At 63.5% G+C, this 22,920-nt stretch carries 24 protein-coding genes, 1 tRNA gene and 1 riboswitch; of the genes, 12 read left to right on the forward strand and 13 right to left on the reverse strand.

Features of this window, described 5'->3' with window-relative positions:
- Positions 1–96 precede the first annotated feature (96 nt).
- A complete protein-coding gene (locus IF10I1_RS09545) occupies positions 97–510 on the forward strand; it encodes a tellurite resistance TerB family protein (RefSeq protein ID WP_050470895.1) in 414 nt (137 codons plus the stop codon).
- A 22-nt stretch (positions 511–532) separates the two neighbouring features.
- Here the strand turns inward: IF10I1_RS09545 and apaG are convergent, their stop codons facing one another.
- Both apaG and IF10I1_RS09555 read right to left on the reverse strand, forming a co-directional pair.
- Positions 533–925 (reverse strand): Co2+/Mg2+ efflux protein ApaG, encoded by a 393-nt coding sequence (gene apaG, locus IF10I1_RS09550; protein WP_019962998.1) that lies wholly within the window; start codon positions 923–925, stop codon positions 533–535.
- A 170-nt stretch (positions 926–1,095) separates the two neighbouring features.
- Positions 1,096–2,298, reverse strand: coding sequence for an O-succinylhomoserine sulfhydrylase (locus IF10I1_RS09555; RefSeq protein ID WP_058897735.1), 1,203 nt, complete (start codon positions 2,296–2,298; stop codon positions 1,096–1,098).
- A gap of 40 nt (positions 2,299–2,338) precedes the next feature.
- Positions 2,339–2,418: riboswitch (SAM riboswitch) on the reverse strand.
- A 151-nt stretch (positions 2,419–2,569) separates the two neighbouring features.
- Between IF10I1_RS09555 and IF10I1_RS09560 the strand changes: the two genes are divergently transcribed.
- Complete coding sequence (locus IF10I1_RS09560) at positions 2,570–3,664, forward strand: 2'-deoxycytidine 5'-triphosphate deaminase (protein ID WP_186392585.1); 1,095 nt, start codon at positions 2,570–2,572, stop codon at positions 3,662–3,664.
- A 74-nt stretch (positions 3,665–3,738) separates the two neighbouring features.
- On the opposite strand, the gene IF10I1_RS09565 is transcribed toward IF10I1_RS09560, so the two are convergent.
- Complete coding sequence (locus IF10I1_RS09565; RefSeq protein ID WP_186392586.1) at positions 3,739–4,386, reverse strand: alpha/beta fold hydrolase; 648 nt, start codon at positions 4,384–4,386, stop codon at positions 3,739–3,741.
- Between the two features lie 104 nt (positions 4,387–4,490).
- A complete protein-coding gene (locus IF10I1_RS09570) occupies positions 4,491–5,249 on the reverse strand; it encodes a transporter substrate-binding domain-containing protein (protein WP_186392587.1) in 759 nt (252 codons plus the stop codon).
- A 467-nt stretch (positions 5,250–5,716) separates the two neighbouring features.
- On the opposite strand from IF10I1_RS09570, the gene IF10I1_RS09575 reads away from it, so the two are divergent.
- Together IF10I1_RS09575 and IF10I1_RS09580 are read left to right on the forward strand one after the other, a co-directional pair.
- Positions 5,717–7,489 (forward strand): glycosyltransferase family 2 protein, encoded by a 1,773-nt coding sequence (locus IF10I1_RS09575; protein WP_244284686.1) that lies wholly within the window; start codon positions 5,717–5,719, stop codon positions 7,487–7,489.
- 50 nt (positions 7,490–7,539) lie between these two features.
- On the forward strand, positions 7,540–7,827 hold the full coding sequence (locus tag IF10I1_RS09580) for a hypothetical protein (RefSeq protein WP_050470889.1): 288 nt from the start codon (positions 7,540–7,542) through the stop codon (positions 7,825–7,827).
- Between the two features lie 23 nt (positions 7,828–7,850).
- On the opposite strand, the gene IF10I1_RS09585 is transcribed toward IF10I1_RS09580, so the two are convergent.
- Together IF10I1_RS09585 and IF10I1_RS09590 are read right to left on the reverse strand one after the other, a co-directional pair.
- A complete protein-coding gene (locus IF10I1_RS09585) occupies positions 7,851–8,135 on the reverse strand; it encodes a type II toxin-antitoxin system RelB/DinJ family antitoxin (RefSeq protein ID WP_186392589.1) in 285 nt (94 codons plus the stop codon).
- A 149-nt stretch (positions 8,136–8,284) separates the two neighbouring features.
- Positions 8,285–8,358: transfer RNA gene (locus IF10I1_RS09590), tRNA-Gly, on the reverse strand.
- Between the two features lie 290 nt (positions 8,359–8,648).
- Between IF10I1_RS09590 and IF10I1_RS09595 the strand changes: the two genes are divergently transcribed.
- On the forward strand, positions 8,649–9,443 hold the full coding sequence (locus IF10I1_RS09595; protein WP_186392590.1) for an ion transporter: 795 nt from the start codon (positions 8,649–8,651) through the stop codon (positions 9,441–9,443).
- A gap of 168 nt (positions 9,444–9,611) precedes the next feature.
- On the opposite strand, the gene IF10I1_RS09600 is transcribed toward IF10I1_RS09595, so the two are convergent.
- Positions 9,612–10,709, reverse strand: a complete 1,098-nt coding sequence (locus tag IF10I1_RS09600) for a quinone-dependent dihydroorotate dehydrogenase (protein ID WP_186392591.1) — start codon at positions 10,707–10,709, stop codon at positions 9,612–9,614.
- A gap of 10 nt (positions 10,710–10,719) precedes the next feature.
- Entirely contained in the window at positions 10,720–11,064 is a 345-nt protein-coding gene (locus tag IF10I1_RS09605; RefSeq protein ID WP_123193723.1) for a DUF952 domain-containing protein, read from the reverse strand.
- Positions 11,065–11,270: 206 nt separating this feature from the next.
- Between IF10I1_RS09605 and IF10I1_RS09610 the strand changes: the two genes are divergently transcribed.
- The 4 genes from IF10I1_RS09610 (at position 11,271) to IF10I1_RS09630 (ending at position 14,431) form a co-directional block, all read left to right on the forward strand.
- Positions 11,271–11,921, forward strand: coding sequence for a helix-turn-helix transcriptional regulator (locus tag IF10I1_RS09610; RefSeq protein WP_208977219.1), 651 nt, complete (start codon positions 11,271–11,273; stop codon positions 11,919–11,921).
- Positions 11,922–12,055: 134 nt separating this feature from the next.
- Positions 12,056–12,793 (forward strand): thermonuclease family protein, encoded by a 738-nt coding sequence (locus tag IF10I1_RS22840; protein WP_186392592.1) that lies wholly within the window; start codon positions 12,056–12,058, stop codon positions 12,791–12,793.
- Between the two features lie 244 nt (positions 12,794–13,037).
- Positions 13,038–14,087, forward strand: a complete 1,050-nt coding sequence (locus IF10I1_RS09625; RefSeq protein WP_208977220.1) for an AraC family transcriptional regulator — start codon at positions 13,038–13,040, stop codon at positions 14,085–14,087.
- A gap of 74 nt (positions 14,088–14,161) precedes the next feature.
- Positions 14,162–14,431 carry a DUF6460 domain-containing protein gene (locus tag IF10I1_RS09630; protein WP_019963011.1) on the forward strand — a complete coding sequence of 90 codons (270 nt, stop codon included), beginning with the start codon at positions 14,162–14,164 and terminating at the stop codon, positions 14,429–14,431.
- On the opposite strand, the gene IF10I1_RS09635 is transcribed toward IF10I1_RS09630, so the two are convergent.
- Together IF10I1_RS09635 and IF10I1_RS09640 are read right to left on the reverse strand one after the other, a co-directional pair.
- Positions 14,423–15,385, reverse strand: coding sequence for a histone deacetylase (locus IF10I1_RS09635; protein ID WP_094462241.1), 963 nt, complete (start codon positions 15,383–15,385; stop codon positions 14,423–14,425). The two genes, IF10I1_RS09630 and IF10I1_RS09635, sit on opposite strands and share 9 nt — an antisense overlap.
- 44 nt (positions 15,386–15,429) lie before the next feature.
- On the reverse strand, positions 15,430–16,344 hold the full coding sequence (locus tag IF10I1_RS09640) for a GntR family transcriptional regulator (RefSeq protein WP_186392593.1): 915 nt from the start codon (positions 16,342–16,344) through the stop codon (positions 15,430–15,432).
- Positions 16,345–16,472: 128 nt separating this feature from the next.
- On the opposite strand from IF10I1_RS09640, the gene IF10I1_RS09645 reads away from it, so the two are divergent.
- Positions 16,473–17,570, forward strand: coding sequence for an isocitrate/isopropylmalate dehydrogenase family protein (locus IF10I1_RS09645; RefSeq protein ID WP_186392594.1), 1,098 nt, complete (start codon positions 16,473–16,475; stop codon positions 17,568–17,570).
- An 11-nt stretch (positions 17,571–17,581) separates the two neighbouring features.
- Positions 17,582–18,316 carry a transporter substrate-binding domain-containing protein gene (locus IF10I1_RS09650; protein WP_186392595.1) on the forward strand — a complete coding sequence of 245 codons (735 nt, stop codon included), beginning with the start codon at positions 17,582–17,584 and terminating at the stop codon, positions 18,314–18,316.
- Between the two features lie 42 nt (positions 18,317–18,358).
- On the opposite strand, the gene IF10I1_RS09655 is transcribed toward IF10I1_RS09650, so the two are convergent.
- The 3 genes from IF10I1_RS09655 to IF10I1_RS09665 are packed head-to-tail and all read right to left on the reverse strand — an operon-like array spanning position 18,359 to position 21,482.
- Complete coding sequence (locus tag IF10I1_RS09655) at positions 18,359–19,342, reverse strand: Hsp33 family molecular chaperone (protein ID WP_186392596.1); 984 nt, start codon at positions 19,340–19,342, stop codon at positions 18,359–18,361.
- An 11-nt stretch (positions 19,343–19,353) separates the two neighbouring features.
- Entirely contained in the window at positions 19,354–20,277 is a 924-nt protein-coding gene (gene argF, locus IF10I1_RS09660) for an ornithine carbamoyltransferase (protein ID WP_186392597.1), read from the reverse strand.
- A gap of 2 nt (positions 20,278–20,279) precedes the next feature.
- A complete protein-coding gene (locus IF10I1_RS09665) occupies positions 20,280–21,482 on the reverse strand; it encodes an aspartate aminotransferase family protein (protein WP_050470875.1) in 1,203 nt (400 codons plus the stop codon).
- 423 nt (positions 21,483–21,905) lie between these two features.
- On the opposite strand from IF10I1_RS09665, the gene IF10I1_RS09670 reads away from it, so the two are divergent.
- A complete protein-coding gene (locus tag IF10I1_RS09670) occupies positions 21,906–22,478 on the forward strand; it encodes a GcrA family cell cycle regulator (protein WP_123193714.1) in 573 nt (190 codons plus the stop codon).
- Positions 22,479–22,920: the final 442 nt, after the last annotated feature.

A 22,920-nucleotide genomic window follows, 5' to 3' on the forward strand; every position in this document is an offset into this window, starting at 1 on the left:
GCGCAGGCACAAATATTTGCGGCCCTTCTTGAAGGCGGCCTGCCGAAGCATTACCCATTGAGCCTTGAAACTGTTCAACAGGACCGTGCAGCCACAATGAGCAAGCCGTTCAGCATCCAGGAAGCCCTGATCTATGTCATGGTCATCACATCGGCCTCCGATGGGCTGATGACCGACAATGAGCTTGCCACCATCGGCGACGTGACCCGCATGCTGCCGGTTTTCGACGGCTTCGACCCGGCCAACGTGCTGCCGGCGGCCCAGCGCTGCACCCAGCTGCTGCAGGCCGAGGACGGCATGAATGACGTGCTGACCATCATCGCCGAGACCCTGCCGCACCTGCTCTATGACACGGCCTATGCGCTGGCTGTGGAGGTGGCTGCCTCCGACATTGCGGTCTCGAAGGAAGAGCTGCGCATCCTGCAGCTCCTGCGCGACCGGTTCCGCCTCGACAAGCTGACCTGCGCCGCCATCGAGCGCGGCGCCATCGCCCGCTACCGGCTCGCCTGAGCAGCCTCCGGCGGAGTGGGTTTCAGTTCAGAAACCCGCGCCGGTTCGGAGTGTCCAGCGAGAAGGGCGGGATGGAGACATTCATCATGCGCCCGTCCGGCAGCTCCATAAGATAGGCGCCTTCCATGATGCCGGAGGGCGTGGTCAGCGGGCAGCCGGAGGAATATTCAAAGGCTTCGCCCGGCTTGATGACCGGCTCTTCCCCGACCACACCCGGCCCTTCCACTTCCTGCATCTGGCCGTTGCCGTCCGTAATCAGCCAGTGGCGGCGGCGCAACTGGACCGGCACATCCCCGAGATTGACGATCTCGACGGTATAGCCCCAGACATAGCTCCCCTCTTCCGGCGAGGACTGGTCCGCCAGATAGAAGGGTTCGACTGTGACCTGTATCCCGTTGGTAACGGCCCGGTACATGGCCTTCCGGCTCCTCAACAATTCGTGAAGCGGATCAGGCTGTTGCCGGCTCCGCGTGTCATTTTCAAGATATAGAGCGCCGCAACGCACACGAAAAGTGCAAGCGTGAAAATGACTGACGGGGTGGAGTGCTTTCAAGCACTCCACCCCGTCCTGATATAGTCCCGTGCTCAGCGGGCCGCCGCCAGCGCCCGCTCGATGTCCTCGAGAAGGTCCAGCGGATCTTCGAGGCCCACGGACAGGCGCAGCATGCCTTCGGTGATGCCCAGCTCCAGCCGCGCCTCTTCGGCAACGCTCTTGTGCGTGGTGGTGGATGGATGGGTGATCAGGCTCTTGGCATCGCCCAGATTGTTGGACAGCTTGATCACTTCCAGCGCATTGGTGAAGGCGAAGGCTGCCGCCTTGCCGCCTTTCAGCTCGAAGGCCAGCATGGTCGAGCCGCCGCGCATCTGCTTGCGGGCGACGGCGGCCTGCGGATGGTCGTCACGGCCCGGATAGATCAGGCGTGCGATTGCCGGATCACCCGCCAGACGGTCCGCAATGCGGGCCGCGCTGGAAGACTGCTGGGCAACACGCAGCGGCAGCGTCTCCAGCCCCTTCAGCAGCACCCAGGCATTGAACGGGCTCATGGCCGGGCCGGTGTGCTTGACCAGCGGCAGCACTTCTTCCTCGATCCACTTGGCATCGGACAGGACGACACCGCCAAGGCAGCGGCCCTGGCCGTCGATGTGCTTGGTGGCCGAATAGACCACAACATCGGCGCCCAGCTTCAGCGGCGACTGGAAGATCGGCGTGGCGAAGACGTTATCGATGATGACGCGGGCGCCAACGGCATGAGCGATCTCCGCAACGGCGGCGATATCGATCACATCCAGCGTCGGATTGGTCGGGCTCTCCAGGAAGACAGCCTTGGTGTTCGGCTTCACCGCAGCGCGCCACTGGTCCAGATCCGTGCCATCCACCAGCGTGCTGGTGACGCCAAAACGCGGCAGCAGGGTTTCAACGATGTAACGGCAGGAGCCGAAGAGCGCCTTGGCGGCAACCACATGATCACCGGCCTTGACCGAGGCCATCAGCGCCAGATTGACGGCGGCCATGCCGCTGGCGGTGCCGATGGCCGCTTCCGCCTCTTCCAGTTCGCACATGCGCTGCTCGAACATGGCAACGGTGGGGTTGGAATAGCGCGAATAGACATAGCCCGGATCCTCGCCGTTGAAGCGCGCTTCTGCTGCTTCCGCATTGGCGTAGACGAAGCCCTGCGTCAGGAAGATGGCTTCGGAGGTCTCGCCATGCTGGGAGCGGACAGTGCCACCATGCACAAGACGGGTGGCCGGACGCAGGGGGCGGGAGGACGGGGTATCGGATGCGCTCATCGGTCTTCGCTCCAGAAACAAAAAACCGGCCATAAAGGCCGGGTGTTTCTCCCCGGCCTCTTTAGCAACTTCTTTAACGTGGCTGCAAGCCGGCCGGCTCAAATCACCACGGATCCTGTCTGCAAATACGCCTTTCATGGCCAGTGGTCAATCTTTGCCAGCCATGGACCCGCCATGAAAGGGTTGGCCAAGACCCTGCCATCGGCTAATGACAGCGCAGAGGAAGATAACGCCCCTCCCCGGCTCCCCCCGGCTCCATGAAAGGCTTGCCATGCGCCCAGACGGCATTCTGCCCGCCCACATGATCGAGGACATGTTCCGCGCCGGAACGATCCGCAGCGAGCTGGCGCCTGTCGACGGCCAGATTCAGCCAGCCAGCCTTGACCTGCGCCTCGGGGGGCTTGCCTACCGGGTGCGCGCCAGCTTCCTGCCGGGCAATGGCGTCGCCGTCGCCGACAAGCTGGATGCCTTCGCGCTGCATACCATCGACCTGACGCGCGGCGCCGTGCTGGAAACGGGCTGCGTCTATATCGTGCCCTTGCAGGAAAGCCTGGCGCTGCCCGATGCCATCTCGGCGACCGCCAACCCGAAAAGCTCCACCGGGCGGCTTGATGTCTTCACCCGCGTCATCACCGATGGCGGGCGCGCCTTTGACACGGTGCCGGCCGGCTACAACGGGCCGCTCTATGCGGAAATCTCGCCGCTCACCTTCCCCATTCTGGTGCGCAGCGGCTCCCGCCTGTCGCAGATCCGGTTCCGCGCCGGTGAGCCGCTGATCCCGGACAGCGAGCTGGAAGACGTGCATGCGCGCCTACGCCTTGTTTCTGGCGGCATGGAGCGCATCGGCGGCGGCGTGCAACTGTCCATCGATCTGGAAGGCTCCGGCGATGGCAGCCTCGTCGGCTACCGCGCCAAGCACCACACGGGCGTCATCGACGTGGACCTGAAGGATGCGCATCACCCGCTCGACTTCTGGGACCCGATCTACCGGCGCGGGGCGGCCGAACTGGTGCTCGACCCGAACGAGTTCTACATTCTCGTCAGCCAGGAAGCGGTGCATGTGCCGCCGGATTTTGCCGCCGAGATGGTGCCCTTCGATCCGCTGGTGGGAGAATTCCGCGTGCATTACGCCGGTTTCTTCGATCCCGGCTTTGGCCACAGCACCGCGGGCGGCACAGGCTCACGCGCCGTGCTGGAAGTGCGCTCGCACGACGTGCCCTTCATTCTGGAGCATGGCCAGACGGTCGGGCGGCTCGTCTATGAGCACATGGCCGAACGCCCGCACCGGCTCTATGGCGAGGGCATCGGCTCCAACTATCAGGGCCAGGAGCTGAAGCTCTCCAAACACTTCCGCGCGCTCAGCTGATATGAACTCCCGATGAGCCTGGCTCATCGGGAATTGCTCAAGCCCGGTGCGGCCAGCGCACCGGACCTGCAATCTCAGGCGGCCAGAACCTTGCGGGCAAACTCTGCAACGGCCTTGGCGGTGGCGGTGATGTTGCTGTCCCAGGTCGCGGGCGACTGGCCGCGGGGCCCGAGGTCGTGGTTGCCGTCTTCGAGGAACAGGATCTCGCAGGTGCCCGGCAGGGTCACGTCTTCCAGCTCGGCCTGACTGCCGAAGGGATCACGCTCGCCCTGTGCAATGAAGATGGGGCGGCGGGCCTGTTCCAGCGGCTCAAGGCGCCAGACATCGGACTTGCCCTGCGGGTGGAACGGATAGCCGATGCAGACAACGCCCTTCACACGGCCCGGCAGCGAAGCGCCGGCCGTCAGCATGGCGGCAACGCGCCCGCCCATGGACTTGCCGCCAATGAGGAACGGGCCTTGCACCTCACTCATCAGCGCCTGCATGGCCTTCTGATAGGCCCCGACCAGCAGTTCGGCCTTCGGCGGCGGGGCCTTCTTGGCCGTGGTACGGCGGGCGGCCATATAGGGAAACTCAAACCGCACCACGGCAATGCCTTCGGCCGCGAGGGCTGTGGCAAGCCGGTTCATGATGGCGGAGTCCATCGGCGCACCGGCGCCATGGGCCAGAAGCAGGGTTGCATCCGGCGTGCCTTCCGGGCGGGTCCAGAGAAATTCGGTCATCAGGCTGTCCTGTTGTGGCGGCGGATGGGCTCCGCGCGCAAAGAGTGACCCGGCTTAGCCAGAACCGGCCGGTCTGGCAATGGCTTTACTGGCGGTCTGAAGCCTCAGTAGAACCCCACCGGGAAATAGCGCAGGTAAAGCTCGCCATAGATGCCCTTGTCCTGCACCTGCCGCAGGGCATAGTTCAGCGCGTCCAGCAGCGCCTGGTCGTCACGGCGCAAGGCAATGGAAAGCCCGTCGCCAAAATAGCGCGGCTCCAGCCAGGGGCCCGGCACAAAGCGGCAGCAGCCATCCGCCTCCTTGCTGGCCAGCCAGAAGGACAGCGCCATGCCGTCGCCGAAATGCACGTCGGCCTTGCCCTCCTTCAGCGCAGCCCTTGCCTCACCGGCTGTAGGAAACGGCTCGACGGCAAGGCCCGGGAAGGCGGCCTTCAGGAAGGCCTCGTGGCGGCTGCCGGCTTCGACGCTGATGCGCTTTGCGGATGGCATGTTGGGATCAAAGCTGTCCGTGCCCTGCCCTAGCACGAACCGGGCGGGCAGGCGCATGTAGGTGTCGGAGAAGGCCATCTCCCGCCGCAGGGCTTCCGTCTTGGCGAGGCCGGAGAGAATGGCATCGCCCTCCCCCGCCATCAGCGCATCTGGCAGAGCCTCGAAGGCCTTCACCCGCAGACTGCAGGACGCCCCCAGTTCTTCGCAGACTGCCCGCGCCAGATCCACATTGAAGCCGGTCAGGCGTCCTTGCGGGTCACGGAAGGAAAAGGGAGGAAAATCATCCGAGGCGAGGAATTCAATCTTCTCCGGCGGCTGCGCGGGACGTTCGGCCAGCGCGCGCGGATCGCGGAAGTTGGGAATGACAATGGTCATGCCCGCTCCGTTCAACTGCGAAGGAGCTGCAGTTGCCTGACCGAGGGTCTGGGCCGGTATAAAACCAATCGCAATTGAGACAAAAAAATATAAAACTGTTGATTGTGGGAATATCTTCTGCCGTACTCCCTGCGGGAGCCGGACGAGTGTGTGTCCGGCGGCCTCGGAAGGGGCGGGCGATGTCTGTTGTGGCAGAGGAGACTGCGTCGGACAGAGTAAAGCGGCCAAGAATGGCTGCAGACGCCGGCGAAACATTCCTGCAGTGTGAATCTCCCTCGCCCCGCCCGCAAGCATCTGCCCATCAGGCCTCTTCCGAAAACGGACCAGTCCCGAAAAATGAAAGAGCCGCGCCGCAGCAATTGCTGCAAGAGGAGATGCATGTCCTTGTGTCACGGGGTCTTTCTGCCTCTGCACTGCGGTCTGCCTGTCAGCTGGCATCCTATCACGGTGTCCATCCCGTGCACTACATGATGCGCAATGCCATCCTCACGGAAGAGGCCTATTACAGTGCAGTGGCGGAAGTCTGCGGCGTCCCCTTTCTGCCAGTCGGCAGCTTCCGCCCGCTGCTGGTCAATGGCCATGTGCTGCAATGCGGCCCGGGTGAAGCCGGGCCGATGATGATCGGTCTCGGCCGGGAGGGGCCGGTCTATGTGGTTGCGCCCGAACCTGAGCACGTCGCCGAACTGCGCGCCTTCTTTCTGCGCCATCCGGACTGGAGTGCGGCAGTGCGCATCGCCACGCCTTCGGCTCTGCGCCACGCCCTGACGGTGCTGAATGCGCCCGCCGGCGAACTGGAAGCCCGCTTTCCCCACATGTCGGCCCGCACCCGCGTGACGCCCCGCCAGCAAATCGGCGCGGCCGCCATGGCCGCCAGCTTCTTCGCCGGCATGGTTCTGCCCTTTGATGTGCAGATGCTGCTGCTGAGCCTTGTTGTGGGCCTCACCTGCATTCTCACCGCAATCGCCCGGCTTTCAAGCGCAAGGCAGGCCCAGGAACGGGCGCGTCTCGCCGCGGAGGAAGCCTTTTTTCAGTCCCAGCGGGCAGCAGCGCAACCCCATGCGCGGCCATTTCAAGAAGAGTGGCCGCTCTATACGGTGCTGGTCCCGCTCTACAAGGAAGCGGCGGTCGTGCCGTCGCTGGTGGATGGCCTTACCAGGCTCGACTATCCGGCGGACAGGCTCGACATCCGTTTTCTGGTGGAGCAGGACGACCGGGAAACCCGCGTGGCCTTCAGGGGCCTGCTGCGCGAAGGCATGGAAGTGGTGGTGGTGCCGCCGGGCCATCCGCGCACCAAGCCAAGGGCACTGGCCTATGGACTGGACTCCTCCATGGGAGAGTTCGTCACCATCTATGACGCGGAAGACCGGCCCGAACCCGGCCAGCTGAAAAAGGCGGTGCGCAAGTTCCGGGAGAGCCCGGAAAGCCTTGCCTGCCTGCAGGCGAGCCTTGTCATCGACAATGCGGAGGAGAGCTTTTTCACCCGTCAGTTCGCCATGGAATATGCGAGCCTGTTCGATCAGGTCATTCCGTGGTTTTCCGGCGAGGAATGGCCCTTTCCGCTGGGTGGCACCTCAAACCATTTCCGCCGCGCGGCCCTCGTTACCGCAGGCGGGTGGGACCCCTACAATGTGACGGAAGATGCCGACCTTGGCCTGCGCCTTGCCCGCTTCGGCTTTTCCAGTGCCGCCCTCGACAGCGCCACCTATGAAGAGGCGCCGGTGACGTGGAGGGTCTGGTATGCGCAGCGGGCACGCTGGTACAAGGGCTGGCTGCAGACAGTGCTCGTCCACCTGCGCGATCCTTCCATGCTGTGGCACGACATGAGCCCGCGCCGCGCGGTGCCCATCGCCTTCCTCATCGGCGGCAGCCTGCTGACGCTCGGCCTGCACCCCATATTCTGCATGATCCTGATGGGTTACCTGATCGGCCTGTGGAACATGCCCGTGCCCGATGGGCTCATGTCCGACATCACCGTCTGCCTCAGCGCGCTAGCCGCCATTTCCGGCTATGGCGCCGCCGTCATCGCCGGACGCAGCGCCGCCCGCGCCCGCGGCTTCGACCCGCGCTTCAGCGATCTCGCCCTCATCCCCGCCTACTGGCTCTGCGCCAGCTTCGCCTTCTACCGCGCCGTCTGGGACTTCTTCATCCGCCCCCACCACTGGCACAAGACCACCCATGGCACCGCCCGCAAGCGCAAGACACCGGATTTCGGGAACAAGGGGGAGGATGGAAGCGGGTAGAGGGCTACCGGTCCCGAGTGCTCAACAAACGCAGCAACTGGAAAACAGTCATGCCATCCATCGAAGTCTTCTGGAACGCCTTTGCTCTTGAGGAGTACATAGTCCGTCTAGAGAGGCTCCCGGCGAGCCAGGCAGCGCAGACACACGAGGCTGTTAAGGCAATTCTCCGCAAACTTTCGGCAACACCGCTCCTGTATCCGTTTCACGATAAGGATCAGGGCATACGCAAGATCAACCGTCTGGGTGAGACGGTGCTCTTCATCGCACATGAAGGGCATGTAGAAGTGCTTGGCGTGTTTCCAGAACGATCAAACTGGATGACAAGGTTTCCGAACTGACTCGGCCCGCCCTGCCATGGAGCTCACTTCTTGAGAGCAAGAACCGTTTCGATCTGAAGGTCAGCATCGCTCCCTGAAACGGAGGGACGGCGATCGGCCAATGCCATTTCAATCCGTTCCTCGATCCAGCGCTCATAGGTATCAGGATCAGACCCAAGACCCACCGGCATGCCATTATCCCGGACCACACGATGCAAGAAGACCCGGATTGCCTCCGACAGGGACAGCCCAACATTCTCAAGTGCCTGCTCGGCACCTGCCTTGAGCTCAGGGTCTACACGGACATGGATCATCTGCGTCGCGCTCATCGGCCTGTCCCTTATAACGAACAAGCTTACCGTATCTCATTTGAGATACAATATCAAGATCCGGTATGTGGGGGCCTATCAGCATTTGCCATAGAGGGCTGCCAGCCAAGGGCAGATCCAGTGCACATCTCGAAGTGGCTTGGAAAATCTGGAGCGGGTAGCGGGAATCGAACCCGCGCGTTCAGCTTGGGAAGCTGACAGGCTACCATTACATCATACCCGCCGGAGCATGACGGCATCAAAAGGGGACAAGGTGTCTCCGGATGCCGTGGCCTTGGCGCATTAGATCGCCTGCGGCGGCGGTTCTGTCAAGCGGCGCTGGGACGCTTTTCAACGGGAGCCGGATACAGAGCGGCTTCTGCGGAGTGCTTCCAGAGGCCGGCGCGGGAAACTGACCTGCAAAGCTGAGGGATTTTGCGTTTCAATGTCCTGCGGGCTATTGCGTATCAAGAGCGGAATTGCCAGTTTGCGCGGGCGGCGTCCGGCCGTGTTTCCAGATGGACATTTTTCAGTATGCGCCAGACTTTAAAGGCCCTCATCACGTCAAGCCGCTGGGAAGCGGCCATCATTGCGATCATTGTTGTCAATGCCTTCACCCTCGGGCTTGAGACCAGCCCCAATGTCGTTTCTGCCATCGGCCCGCTGCTGCACACGCTCGACAAGATCATCCTCGGCATTTTCGTGATCGAGCTGACGTTGCGCCTTTATGTGCACCGGCTGTCCTTCTTCCGCGATCCCTGGAGCATCTTCGACTTCGTGATCGTGGCGATTGCCCTTGTCCCGGCCAGCGGCCCCTTCTCGGTGCTGCGTGCGCTGCGCATCCTGCGCGTGCTGCGCCTCATCTCGGTGGTTCCGTCGCTGCGGCGGGTTATCGGCGGGTTGATCACCGCCCTGCCCGGCATGGGCTCCATCATGGTGCTGATGAGCCTCGTCTTCTATGTCTTCGCCGTCATGGCCACGAAGCTCTATGGCGAGACATTCCCCGACTGGTTCGGAGATCTTGGCCGTTCGCTCTACACCCTGTTCCAGGTGATGACGCTGGAAAGCTGGTCCATGGGCATCGTGCGGCCGGTGATGGAAGTTCACCCCTATGCCTGGGCCTTCTTCCTGCCCTTCCTGGTCTGCACCGCCTTCACCGTGCTCAACCTCTTCATCGGTATCATCGTTTCGGCCATGCAGTCCGAAACGGAGACGATTGCCGAAGCTGACCGGCAGGCGATCCACGACGAAACGGGGGTTATTCTCGAAGAAGTCCGCGCCCTGCGCCGGGAGATCGAGGCGCTGCGGCAGCAGACGGCGGGCCGCTGAGGCTTGACTGACCGTGATCCAGACAGGGAGGCCGGAGTTCAACAACTCCGGCCTCTTCGCAGTTTCCATACCAAGGCTTTCGATGCTGACGCATCATGCCTTGAAATTGCTCAAGCGCCGCACGGGCTTGACCAAATCCCGACGAGACAAGCTCGTCGGGATTTGGTCTCAGTCCAGATTTTCGCCCGCCCAGGCATCCACATTGGCTGAGCGCAGCCCGGCGAGGCTGGAGAAGCCACCGCGTTTCAGTTCCCCATCCAGATGCCTCAGGATGGCGGGAACCAGCCCCGGCCCCTTGTAGACCAGCGACGAATAGATCTGCAGCAGCGTTGCCCCGGCGGTGATCTTGACCAGAGCCGTTTCGGGGCTGTCGATGCCGCCAACGCCGACAATCGGAAGATCCGGCCCCACCAGCTTGCGCGCGCGGGCCAGAATGACCGTGGCACGGCGGAACAGGGGGCGCCCGGAAAGGCCGCCCGCTTCCTGCGCGGTCTGCGTATCGCGAAGGCCGGCGCGGGACAGCGTGGTGTTGGAGACGATCAGCCCGTCCACCTTGTGGGTCAGCACCGCTTCGGCAATGTCCTCCAGCCCTTCGGCGGAGACATCCGGCGCAATCTTCAAGAGCACCGGCACCTTGCGTCCCACCTGCAGGCTCTGCGCATCGCGCTCGGCCATCACGGCAGACAGCAGCTCATCCAGCGCCGCCTTGGCCTGCAGATCGCGCAGGCCCGGCGTGTTGGGCGAGGAAATGTTGACGGTGAAGTAGGACGCCAGGTGCGCGAAGGTGCGGATGCCGGCCACATAGTCGGCCACCCGGTCCGCCGCATCCTTGTTGGCCCCCACGTTGACGCCAACGATGCCGCCCCTGCCCTTGCGCGCTTCCAGCCGGGCCAGCAGTGCCGCATGCCCCTCGTTGTTGAAGCCGAAGCGGTTGATCACTCCCTGATCGGCCGGCAGGCGGAACAGGCGCGGACGCAGATTGCCCTCCTGCGGGCGCGGCGTCACGGTTCCCGCCTCGGCAAAGCCGAAGCCCATCCCGAGGATCGCATCCGGCACTTCGCCGTTCTTGTCAAAGCCGGCAGCCATGCCGAGCGGGTTCGGGAAGCTCAAACCCAGCACCTCCTGCCGCAGGGAGGGCAGGCTGGTGTTGGAAAAGCGCGGATAAACCCCGCTGGCGAGCGCGCGGATCGTCACGCCATGGGCCGTTTCGGCGTCGACACAATGGAGAGCCCGGAGGGTCAGGCGATTGGCAAGGGACTGGAACATGGGCGTGAGATCACTTCGTCAGGTCAGGAAACACATGCTGCCCATCCGGGCCGAGCGGCAGCGCCTCGACCCACAGGGCACAGGCCGGATCGAAGCTGGCGTAAAGATGCGGGAACAGCGCGCCACCGCGCGAGGGCTCCCACTTGACCGGCTGCCCGAAAGCCTCGCTGTCGAAGGCGGCCAGCAAGAGGCCGTCCTGCCCGGCAAAATGTTTGGCCGCCGTTTCACGCACCTGCTCCGCCGTCGAGAAGTGGATATAGCCATCGGCAAGGTCGACCGGCGCGCCATCGAACCTGCCACGGCTCACGGCATCATCCCAGAGGTTGCGCGTCAGTATCTTGAAAATCACCGTCATGCCGGTCTGCCCATGTGCTTTTGGGGAGCCTCGGAACTGGCTCCCGTGCGTTGGTTGAGGCGGACCCTAGTCCGGGATTTTGCATTGGACAACCAGCACGCACCACAGGATCAACCGCCTATTCATTTGCATCAGGAATATTTGCCAATATCAATGGAATTCAAAGGGATTTATTCCTGATGAGGCAGCACGTGGAGGAAAGAACCATGCTCTCGCACGAGCGCGTCTGGGCAGCGATAGACGCCCTGGCCACACGCAAGCGTCTTTCGCCCTCGGCCCTCGCGCGCCGTGCCGGGCTGGATCCTACCACCTTCAATCCGTCAAAGCGGGTCGCCGGCGACGGCCGCCCCCGCTGGCCCTCGACGGAGTCTCTTGCCAAGATACTTGAGGCAACAGGCGCGCAACTGTCCGACTTTGCACAACTTGTGGAAGGTGACGCAATACTCGCACCCGCCAAGACAGCAAACGGCATAACCATGCCATTTGCCCGTCTCTGCGAGGCCGGAGACGGCGCTGGCCTCTTCGACGCGACAGGCAATCCGGCAGGCGCCGGCTGGGACGAGATCTCCTTTCCCGATGATCTGGGCAGTCAGGTCTATGCACTGGGTGTGGGAGGCGATGACTATCTGCCGCTTTACCGGGACGGGGACATTATCGTCATCGCGCCGGGTATTCCCATACGCCGGGGCGACCGGATCGTGCTCCGCCAGACCACTGGCGGGATGCTGGTCGGCAGCTTCGTGATGCGCACCGCGCGGCGGCTGGAGTTGCATACGCTGGGCAGTTCGGGCACCATCACTGCGATGGACCTCGACAGCATCGCCTGGATGGCGCGGATCGTCTGGGCCAGTCAGTAGACCGGGACGGTACGAGGCGGAACTGCATGGCCGGACAAGAGATCAGACACCCGGTCTCATGCCGCGGAATCATTCGCTTCACATGGGCTTGCAGCCTTGTCTTTCTTGCAGGCCCAGCCTTCAGTCAATCCGCCGTGCGCAATGTCTCGCCACCGGGTGTCGCCGTACCTCACATCACGGCCCCCCTGCAGCGGATTGAGCGCGTCCGGCCGCAGGCTGCCCGCCAGAGCGAAGCCGCCGCCCTGCCTGAACGCAGTTTCCACATCATTCGCCCGCTCGTCCTGGAAAGAGCCGCCCTCAAGTCGGGGAAGCTGACGGTTGAACTCGCCCATGTCACCGGCCTGCCTGCTGCCGGGACCTGTGAAACCGCAAGCGGCCAGATCTGGCCCTGCGGCACGAGGGCGTTGACGGCCCTGCGCGCGCTTGTCCGCAGCCATAGAGTGGACTGTGAACCGGCCGCCTCCCTGGGCCCGCACCACATGTCCGCCATCTGCCGCAAGGGACCGGTGGACCTTGGCTACTGGCTGGTGCAGCAAGGCTGGGCAAGGGCTTCCGAGGATGCGCCGGAAGGCTACACAACGGCTGAGGCCGCAGCCCGCGAGGCGGGGCTCGGCCAATGGCAACAGGCAGACTTCCAACCCCTGCCGCAAGGCACCCCCATACCGGACATGCCGCTCATCGGCATGACCGGTGACACGGCACCGCAAAGACCCGCGCCCATCGAGATACTCCAAGATGAAGGTGCGCCGGATCAAGCCAGTTCCCGCGCTGAAACACCGCTCATCCCGGCATGGGAGAACCCGTTTGATGTACAGGATACCGGCGCGGAGACGGCTTCTGCCCCTGCGCTTCATTCTCTCCCCCAGCCCTGAGCCCAACGGCAGAAATCGCTAGGCATTCTTCCCCGCTTTCCAGCCGCGAAGACTGAGGCATGATGGCAGAATCCTGTGGGCGCGAAAGAGGAAGCACCATGCCAGCACCTGTACTGGCATTGGCACTGGCACAAACCGTTTTTGATTGAATCTGACGGAAAATTGACATGTTGCGCCAGCGCGGGAGTTGTATCATCCTATGCAATCACAGGATGAAGACGGGGGAGCGCCAATGGAGAAGTCAATGCCTCGCCGCATGGTAGAGGACTGGTGCCGCGCAGACACGCTGCAGTCACTGGAACTCATCTGCGAGGAAAAAGGCCTCGATTGGCCCCGCATTGCCCGGCGGTTTGGCATTGCTCCGGAGACGGTTCATCAGACCGGTGCGACCATTCCCTACCGGATCGCTCTTTCCGTTTGCGAATTCGTGGCGGCTGAAACACGGGACGACGCCATCATTCTGGATGTGGCCTCCAGTATGCCGACAGGCGTGTTTTCAACCTTCGACTACGTGGGTCTGTGCGCCCCCAATCTACGTGCAGGCATACGCAACTGGGTCCGCTTCCTGCCGCTGCGCTCCAACAGTTACGGACTGAATTTCCGCGAGGACGAGGATTGGGGCATCATCGAGTGGATTGTGCCCGACCGGAACATGCCCCGCGCCCAGCATACCTTCGAACGCGTTGCCTGGGCGGCCAGCCGGGTCGAATATGCGACGCAGGACCCACAGGTGCAGCTGCGTGTCGACATCAGCCAGCCAGCGCCGCGATGCCGGTCCGCCTTTCAGGAGCGCTACGGCAGCAGGCTGCGCTTCGGCCAGCCGCTTGACCGTATCCTCATCCCCGCGAAATATCTCGACCGGCCGACCCCCAACAGCGAGCAAAACCTCTACAGCATCGTTGAACAGGCCGCGATCCGGGAGATGGAGGAGTTCCGGGTCCAGAGCGATCCGCTGGTGCGCGTTGCCGATACCATCAACGAAAGCCTCAAGGCAGGCGCCGTCAGTCTGGAGCGTGTCGCCAGCGAACTGGGCATGTCCCAGCGCTCGCTGCAGCGGCTGCTGGAGGCGGAGGGGACTTCGTTCCGCAAGCTGACGGAAACGATCCGCCGCAACATGGCCGCACGCTATCTGCGCGACACGTCACTGCCGCTGAAGGAAATCGCTTTCCTTCTTGGCTTCTCGGAGCTCTCGGCCTTTTCCCGCGCGGTCAAGACCTGGTACGGCGTGCCGCCCAAGGCTGTGCGGCTGCATGGGGAAACTCCGGCCCCGCTCAGCTGGCAAGCTGCCGACTGATCGCACAGGGGGGATGCGGAACGGCTGGCGAATCCCTATGTTGTGGCGCAGACGCTGCTTCAAGGGAGTTCGGCATGTCCGGTGGCCTCAACAAGTTTCTGGGTGACAGTCCGGCACGGGTGCTCCTGCGCCTCGTGTTCCTGTCGCTTGTGGTCGGCGTCATCCTGTCGGCGCTGAACCTTGACCCGCTGGGTCTCTTCGACCTGCTGATCTCCTTCGTCCAGCGCCTCTGGAACATGGGCTTTTCCGCCATCGAGCAGGTCTGGCGCTATCTGGTGCTGGGGGCCGTCGTGGTGGTGCCGGTGTGGCTGGTCATGCGGCTGATGGCGAGCCGCTCAAGCTGACAGAACGGACGTTTCGCGGGCGACCGCGGCTGCCGCCCGCAACAGGGTGAGATGCCGGCCCGCCAGTTCATCAATGTCCGTGGAATAGCCGCCGCCCAGCACTCCGGCCAGCGGCAGGCCGAGACGGCGCACGGTGCGGATGACATGCTCGTCCCTCAGCCGCAGGCCTTCATGGCTGAGCGCCAGCCGCCCCAGCTTGTCGCCTGCGAAGGGATCAACCCCGGCATTGTAGAACACGATGTCCGGTTCGGCCCGGTCTATCACCTGCGGCAGATGCTCCGCCAAAAGGTCCAGATAAGGCGCGTCCATAAGCCCGTCCTCCAGCCCCAGATCCAGATCCGATGGCACCTTGCGCACCGGATAGTTCTTCTGCGCATGCATGGAGAAGGTGAAGACGGACGGATCGCCTGCAAATATATCCGCCGTGCCATCGCCCTGATGCACGTCCAGATCCACCACCAGCGCGCGGCGGATGACGCCATCGGCCTGCATCACCCGGATGGCCACGGCCACATCGTTGAAGACGCAAAATCCCGCCCCATGCGCCTTGCGGGCATGATGGCTGCCGCCTGCCGTGTTGCAGGCAAGGCCGTGTTCCAGCGCCAGATAGCCGGTCAGCACAGAGCCGCCGGTGGCACAGCGCCCGCGCAGGGCAATGCTCTGCGTCATCGGAAAGCCGATCTCGCGGGCAATGGCAGGCGGCACCGCCGTGCTGAACACCTGCTCCACATAGGCCGGATCATGGGCTAAAGCCACCCACTCCGCCGGAGCGGCCCGTGGCTTCAGGAACTTGCCGCCCGGCACCAGCCCTTCGGCCAGCGCCAGCTCCGCCACACGGCGGAACTTGTTCATGGGAAAGCGGTGCTCTTCCGGCAGCTCGGCGCAATAGGCCGGATGATGGACAACAGGAGGAAGAGGCGGGGCGGCGGGCAGGATGAGATTCATGCCAGCCATTATAGATCTGCCTCAGCCTGTTTCCAGAGCAGGCCAACCGTCTTTCAGGACCGCTCCGGACCGTCCGGCGGCACAATGAAGCCAAGTGCCGACAAGCTGTCACGCACCTGGCGGAGATGGCTCTCCATCTCCCGTGCCGCGCCTTCGCAGTCGCCCGTCTCAAGCAGGTCCAGAATGCGCAAGTGCTGCCGGGCCTGCCGGTAGTAGCGCTCCCGGTCCTCCATCGCCTGATAGGTCAGCAGCCGGCGCAGACGGTTCACGCGCACGAGGGTCTGCAGCATGAAGGGATTTCCCGCACCCGTCATCAGCGTCTCGTGGAACTGTGCGCCCCGCAGGTAGAGTATGTCGGGCGGAACACGGTCGATGCCGCCCTCCAGCAGATCGTGCTCCACGCGGCGCAACCGGACAATGTCCTCCGGGGGCAAACGGTAGCCCGGCAGCCGCAGGGCACCCGGCTCAAGGATCAGCCGCAACTGTGTCGTATGGGCCAGAGCATCCGGCGCCGTCAGTTCGGTGTTGATGTCCCAGCCATAGCCTGCGCGCTTTTCGGCAATGCCTTCGCGGATCATGCGGCCCATCAGATCCGCCGTTTGCCTCTTTGTCAGCGCAAACCGGTCGCGCAGTTCCTGCTCCGTCACCCGCGGCCCGATGGCCCGGCTGGCCAGCAATCCTGCCAGCTTCAGATAGGCGGCGTGGATCGGATCCTGCGCCACGGGGGGCGCGGCGGCATGGGTGCCGTGAACGAAGAAGCCGCGATTGGGCTCGTGCCTGACACGTCCTGCCTCGGCCAGCTGTTTCAGCGCCTGCTCAACCGGCCAGCGGGACACCGCAAAACGGCGCGCCAGCTCACCGGTGCGCAGATGCGCTCCTGCAGGCAGCGACTCGGCTTCGATGAAGGCCGCGATATCGGCCGCCAGATGGGAACTTATGCTGCTGCGCGAGGTGGACGAAGCGGTCAATGGCAGTGCTTTGGCTATGAATGGGAAGACAGGCTTTCACCCTATCACGGCGGCTCCCTGTTTTGATATTGCATTTTTAAATCTAAAAATGGATATATGCAAGATCGAACGCAACACTGGAGCCACGCATGACCGCCCAGCTATCCACCCCCGTTTCCCTGCTGGTCCTCGATGGCGATGGCATCAGCCCCGAGATCACCGGGGCCACGCTGAAGGTGCTGGATGCGGTGCAGCGCCGGCTTGGCCTGCGGTTTCAGGTAAACCGCGCCGAGGTCGGGCTGCGCCCGCTCGCCGCACAAGGCACCACCTTTCCCGCTGGCCTGCTGGAGCAGGCCCGGGCGGCCGATGGCGTGATCCTAGGCCCGGTGTCCCACAACGACTATCCGCCCGCCTCGGAAGGTGGCATCAATCCGTCGGGGCATCTGCGCAAGCATCTGGATTTGTTCGCCAATATCCGCCCCGCAAAGTCGCATCCCGATTTCCCCGCCCGCTGCGGCGTGCCGGTGGATCTGGTCATCGTTCGGGAAAACACAGAGGGCTTTTACGCAGACCGCACCATGTTCGCCGGGACCGGAGAGTTCATGCCTACCGAGGATGTGGCCATCGCCATGCGCAAGGTTACACGTCAAGGCTCCCTGCGCATTGCCGAGGCCGGCTTCCGGATGGCCCGTCAGCGCGGCGGCAAGCTGACCGTAGTGCACAAGGCAAATGTCCTGCGTCTCAGCGACGGGCTGTTCCTGTCCTGCACACGCGAGACCGCCAAGGCCTATCCCGATGTTCAGGTGGAGGAAGTGCTCGTCGACGCGATGGCGGCATTGCTGGTGCGGGATGCCTCCGCCTTTGACACGATCGTGACGACGAACATGTTCGGCGACATCCTTTCGGATCAGGCAACCGAAATCGCGGGGAGCATTGGTCTGGCGGCCTCGCTGAATGCAGGGACGGACCATGCAATGGCACAAGCCCAGCACGGCTCCGCACCTTCGATTGCCGGACAGGACCGGGCCAATCCTGCGTCCCTGATCAATTCAGCGGCCATGCTTCTGCGGTGGCTGGCGGAGCGGCGGCAGGACGCGCGGCTGGATGAAGCAGCCGGATTGATTGAAGCTGCGGTGACCCGCGTCATCGCCGTGCCGGAATGGAGAACCGGCGACATGGGAGGTCCGCTCGGAACTGCAGCCTTCACTGCGCGTCTTGTTGAGGCTATTGAGAGCAGCAGCATCTGAGGAGACGCCGAATGACAAATGACGGACTGAACGCTCTTTTCGCTCCAACAGGGGTGCTGCGGGTGGTGATCAACACCGGAAACGCCATCCTGACAAGGCCAGGCGAAGGGCAGCTTCCCGCCGGTGTCTCGGTTGACCTTGCCCGGGCCTTTGCCGCCGAGCGCGGGCTGGAGCTGGAACTGCTGCCGGTCACGAATGCCGCAGCTTCCGTGGCTCTGGTGGCTGAGGAGCGCGCCGACATCGGCTTCTTCGCGGTCGATCCCACACGGGCAGAGGTGGTTGCCTTCACCAACCCCTGGCTCCTGATCGAGGGCTGGTATCTGGTGCGGGAGAACTCGCCCATCACGGCGCTGGAGCAGGTGGACCGTCCGGGCATCCGGATCGCCGTGGGCCGTGGCAGCGCCTATGACCTTTATCTCAGCCGTGCCATCACCTCAGCCACCCTGGAAAAGGTCACGACGTCACAAGAGGTCGTGGACTTCTTCATGCGTGAGAACCTGGAAGTCGCGGCCGGTGTCCGCCAGCAGCTGGAAGCAGATCAGCGGCGCGTGCCGGGATTGCGTCTGCTGCCCGAGCGTTTCATGGTGATCAAGCAGGCCCTCGGCGTGCCCGCAGGCCGGGATCCCCGCCTGACCGGGGCGCTCAACGCATTTCTTGCCCGCTCCCGCAGTTCCGGCCTGATCGCAAAGCTTCTGGAGAGCAACAGGACGGAAGGCGCCGTCATTGCCGGGCCGGAGGCAGCCTGAAAAAGCGCCCGCCCTCAACGGGGCGGGCAGCCTTCATTTCTTTCAGACGGCCTCGGCCTTGAACTCGTAGACGGCACTGCAGAATTCGCAGGTCACCACCACCTTGCCGTCTACAACCATCTCCGCCTTCTCCTCTTCGGAGAAGCTCTGGAAGATGCCTTCGATCTTCTCGCGCGAGCAGCGGCAGCGGTCGGCGATGGGCTGGGCGTCATAGAGGCGCACGCCGCGCTCATGGAACAGGCGGAACAGCAGCTCCTCAACCGGGATGTCCGGATCGGTCAGCTCGTCATCGCGCACGGTGCCGGTGAGGCTGCGGGCCTCGGTCCAGGCATCGTCCTCATCAATGCTGTGCTCTTCCACGCCTTCCGGCATGTCTCCGGGGTGGAGATCAGCCTGACGCATGCGCTCCGGCGCTTCGGGCAGGAACTGCACGAGAATGCCGCCGGCAGTCCACTGCTGGCTCGGGGCTTCGCCCTCGCGGCGGGTGAACAGGCGGCCAACGGCAAGGCGCACTTCGGTCGGGATCTGTTCGGAGCGGGCGAAGTAGCGGCGGGCCACCTCTTCCAGCGAAATGCCGTCCAGCTCCACCAGCCCCTGATAGCGCTGCATGTGCTTGCCCTGGTCGATGGTCATCGCCAGATGGCCACGGCCCAGAAGCGCGGCCGCATCGCCATGTTCCCCTGCCCCGCCCGGCGCAAAGGCTTCCGGCTCGAAACGGGCATAGGCGCGGATGGCGTCGGGTGAGGAAAAATCCACCACCAGCATGTTCACCGGGCCGTCGGTCTGGGTCTGCAGCGTGAAGCGGCCCTCGAACTTCAGCGAGGTGCCGAGCAGCGCCGTCAGCGCAATGGTTTCGCCCAGCAGGCGGGCCACGGGCGCCGGATAGTCATGCCGGTCAAGGATCTGGTTCAGGATGGGGCCAAGCGCCACGGCGCGGCCGCGCACATCCAGCCCTTCCACGGAGAAGGGCCGGACGGCATCGGTGCCCGCAGGCGTCACGCCATAGGATGCAAGATCAAGTGCCACGTTTTACGTCCTCAAAGGCCGTTGAAACACCAGGCCAGAATGCCCTTCTGGGCATGCAGCCGGTTTTCGGCCTCGTCAAAGACCACAGAATTGGGTCCGTCCATCACGTCCGAAGTCACTTCCTCGCCGCGATGGGCCGGCAGGCAGTGCATGAACAGGGCATCCGCATGGGCTTCCGCCATCAGCCGCTTGTTCACCTGATAGGGGCTCAGCAGGTTGTGACGGGTTGCCTCGTCGTCGTCGCCCATGGACACCCAGCAGTCGGTGATGACGCAATCGGTGCCCTTCACGGCGGCGAAGGGATCATCGGTGACGATGATCGAGGCGCCTTCCGCCCGTGCGGCTTCAATGAGCGCAGGCGGCGGTGCCAGTTCCGGCGGCGTGGCGATGCGCAGCTCGAAATCCATGCGCGAAGCCGCGTGGACCCATGACGCCAGCACATTGTTGCTGTCGCCGGTCCAGGCCACGGACTTGCCCTTGATGGAGCCGCGGTGCTCTTCAAAGGTCATCAGATCGGCCATGATCTGGCACGGATGCGAGCGCTTCGTCAGGCCATTGATGACCGGAACGGTGGCGTTTTCTGCCAGCTCGGTCAGATCATCATGGTTGAGGATGCGGATCATGATGGCATCAACGAAGCGGGACAGCACCCGGGCCGTATCGGCGATGGTCTCGCCCCGGCCCAGCTGCATTTCCGCTCCGGTCAGCATCAGCGTTTCACCGCCAAGTTCACGCATGCCCACGTCGAAGGAAATGCGGGTGCGGGTGGAGGGCTGCTCGAAGATCATCGCCAGCACCTTGCCGGCCAGCGGGCCTTCACCGCGGCGGACACCCTTGCGCTCAGTCTTCAGCTTGCGCCCGAGGGCCAGAATTCCGCGCAGTTCCTCACCGTCAAACTGCGTCAGATCGAGGAAATGACGCCCATTCGCAGACATGTTCACACCCCATCCCCTTCCTTGGCCAGATCGGCCTCCACGGCCGCTGCGGCCGCCTCGATGCGGGCCACAGCCTCGCCGATTTCCTCATCCGTGATCGTCAGCGGCGGCAGGATGCGCAACACGTTGTCGCCGGCGGGAACCACCAGCAGGCCATTGGCACGCACCTTGGCCAGAACTTCCGCATTCGGGCGGACACATTTGATGCCGAGCATCAGCCCGCGCCCGCGCACATCCTCGAATACCTTGGGATGGGCGTCGATCACCGCAGCCAGCCGCTGCTTCAGCAGCAGGCCCTTACGCTGCACTTCTTCCAGGAAGCCCGGAGCCAGAATGACATCCAGCACCGCATTGCCCACGGCCATGGCCAGCGGATTGCCGCCGAAGGTGGTGCCATGTGTGCCGGGAACCATGCCGGCGGCAGCGGCTTCCGTGGCCAGGCAGGCGCCCATGGGGAAGCCACCGCCGATGCCCTTGGCAACGGCCATCAGGTCCGGCGTCACACCCGCCCATTCATGGGCAAAAAGCTTGCCCGTGCGGCCAACGCCGGTCTGGATTTCGTCAAAGATCAGCAGCAGGCCTTCGGCATCGCAGATCTCGCGCAGCTTGCGCAGAAATTCCGCATCCACCTCGCGCACGCCGCCCTCGCCCTGAATGGGCTCGATGCAGAGCGCTGCGGTGGTGGGGCCGATGGCCGCCTTCAGCGCATCGAGGTCGCCGGTCTTCACCTGATCAAAGCCCGGCGCCTTGGGCCCGAAGCCTTCCATATATTTGGCCTGACCGCCCGCCGCGATGGTGGCAATGGTCCGGCCATGGAAGGCGCCTTCAAAGGTGATGATGCCGATCCGTTCCGGGCGGCCATTGACATAATGATAGCGCCGCGCCGTCTTGATGCAGGCTTCCATCGCCTCGGCGCCGGAGTTGGAAAAGAACACCCGGTCCGCGAAGGTGGCATCCGCCAGCCGCTGGCCGAGCTCTTCCTGCCCTGCAACCTTGTAGAGATTGGAGATGTGCCACAGCTTCTCGGCCTGCGCCTTCAGCGCATTGACGAGATGGGGGTGGGAATGACCCAGCGCATTCACCGCGATTCCCGACCCGCAGTCGAGAAAGCGTCGCCCGTCAGCGGTCTCCAGCCAGACGCCTTCTCCGCGGACGAAATCCAGGTCCGCCCGTGCGTATGTGCCGAAAAGTGCCGACGCAGTCATTTCCCTTGCTCCTTCAGGTAGTTAAGCGCGCCTTCCGCATGGGGTTCATGCCAGGGCGTCTACCATCAACGGGTTCTCAAAACGAACTGTGCCGCCCTCACAGGCGGCACACCGAACAAGGACCGTTTATACAACGGTCCTGCCTATGGGTGTCAATGCAAATGGCGCATTTCCGCCATTGCCGCAGAAGGTAAAAGTCAACCCCGGTTATCTGGGGAAAAGTCGTTTCGTCCCCGGTTCATGTTTGCCCCCAACTTGCCTCGCCTTCACCGCCCATTGTAGTGTCCAACCAGTCGGATACGACATGTCGTGCTGTAGTTCACCAAATCATACTGGATATGGCCACTAAGGCGCGGACCACGCGTGCCTTAATTCATGGTTAATGCGTAAAATTCTACAGCCGCAAACGACGGGGTGCGACAGATGAGCTGGACTGACGAACGCGTAGATCTCTTGAAGAAGCTTTGGACGGACGGTCTGAGCGCGAGCCAGATTGCTGCCGAGCTTGGCGGCATCACGCGCAACGCTGTCATCGGCAAGGTTCACCGCCTTGGCCTGTCGGGCCGCGCCAAGACGGCGGCCCCTGTCACCAAGCAGCGCCGCCCGCGCAGCGCAACGGCGCCGGTGACGGCAGCCGCCGCGCCGCAACAGACCACGGTGCAGGCCACCTCCACCATCCGCACGCCTTCGGCAGGAACGCCGCAGCTGCGCGGCGCCACGGCGCTGAAGATGGCACCGCAGGAAGATGTGGCCATCGACGTGGAAGCAGCACCGCTCGCCGAACTGGTGCCCTTCACCGAGCGCGCCACGATCCTCACCCTCACCGAGCGCACCTGCAAGTGGCCGATCGGTGACCCGTCCTCTTCGGATTTCTATTTCTGCGGCCGCCATTCGGAGCCCGGCGTTCCCTATTGCCCGCAGCACTGCCGGATCGCCTACCAGCCGGTCAACGACCGCCGCCGCGCCGCTCCGGACAAGAAAGCCCTTCGCGGCTGATGCTTCAGAGGGGGCCAACCAGCACCCCAAGCGGCTCCCTCACCCAATCAAGCCTGCCCGCTGCGGCAGGCTTTTTTGTTGGCTGGAGGTGGGGAACGGCATTGAATACCGGCGCAAAAGGCTCTGCCAGAGCGGCCGTGAACCACCGCCAAACCCTCTCCGTTGTCATCCCCGCGCATGCGGGGAACCGTACCCCAGTCTTCAAATTTCAAACTCAGACCAACTCGCGACGAGCCTGGCTCACCGTGAGCTGCTCAAGCCCTTGTGGCGATTGAGCATGATGGTCAGCATCTCAGGGCCTTGGTTTCAGAGCGCACTGTTGGGTTGGACGGCCCCTACGGCATCGATGTGCCAGAATGAGGTTGTTAGCGATCTCAAACGAAGGAGCCGTCCATGAGTGATATTATTCGAATTGGTATGGATACGTCCAAGACCGTTTTTC

Source organism: Pannonibacter sp. I15F10I1, from assembly GCF_900185665.1.
Taxonomy (GTDB): Bacteria; Pseudomonadota; Alphaproteobacteria; order Rhizobiales; family Stappiaceae; genus Pannonibacter; species Pannonibacter indicus.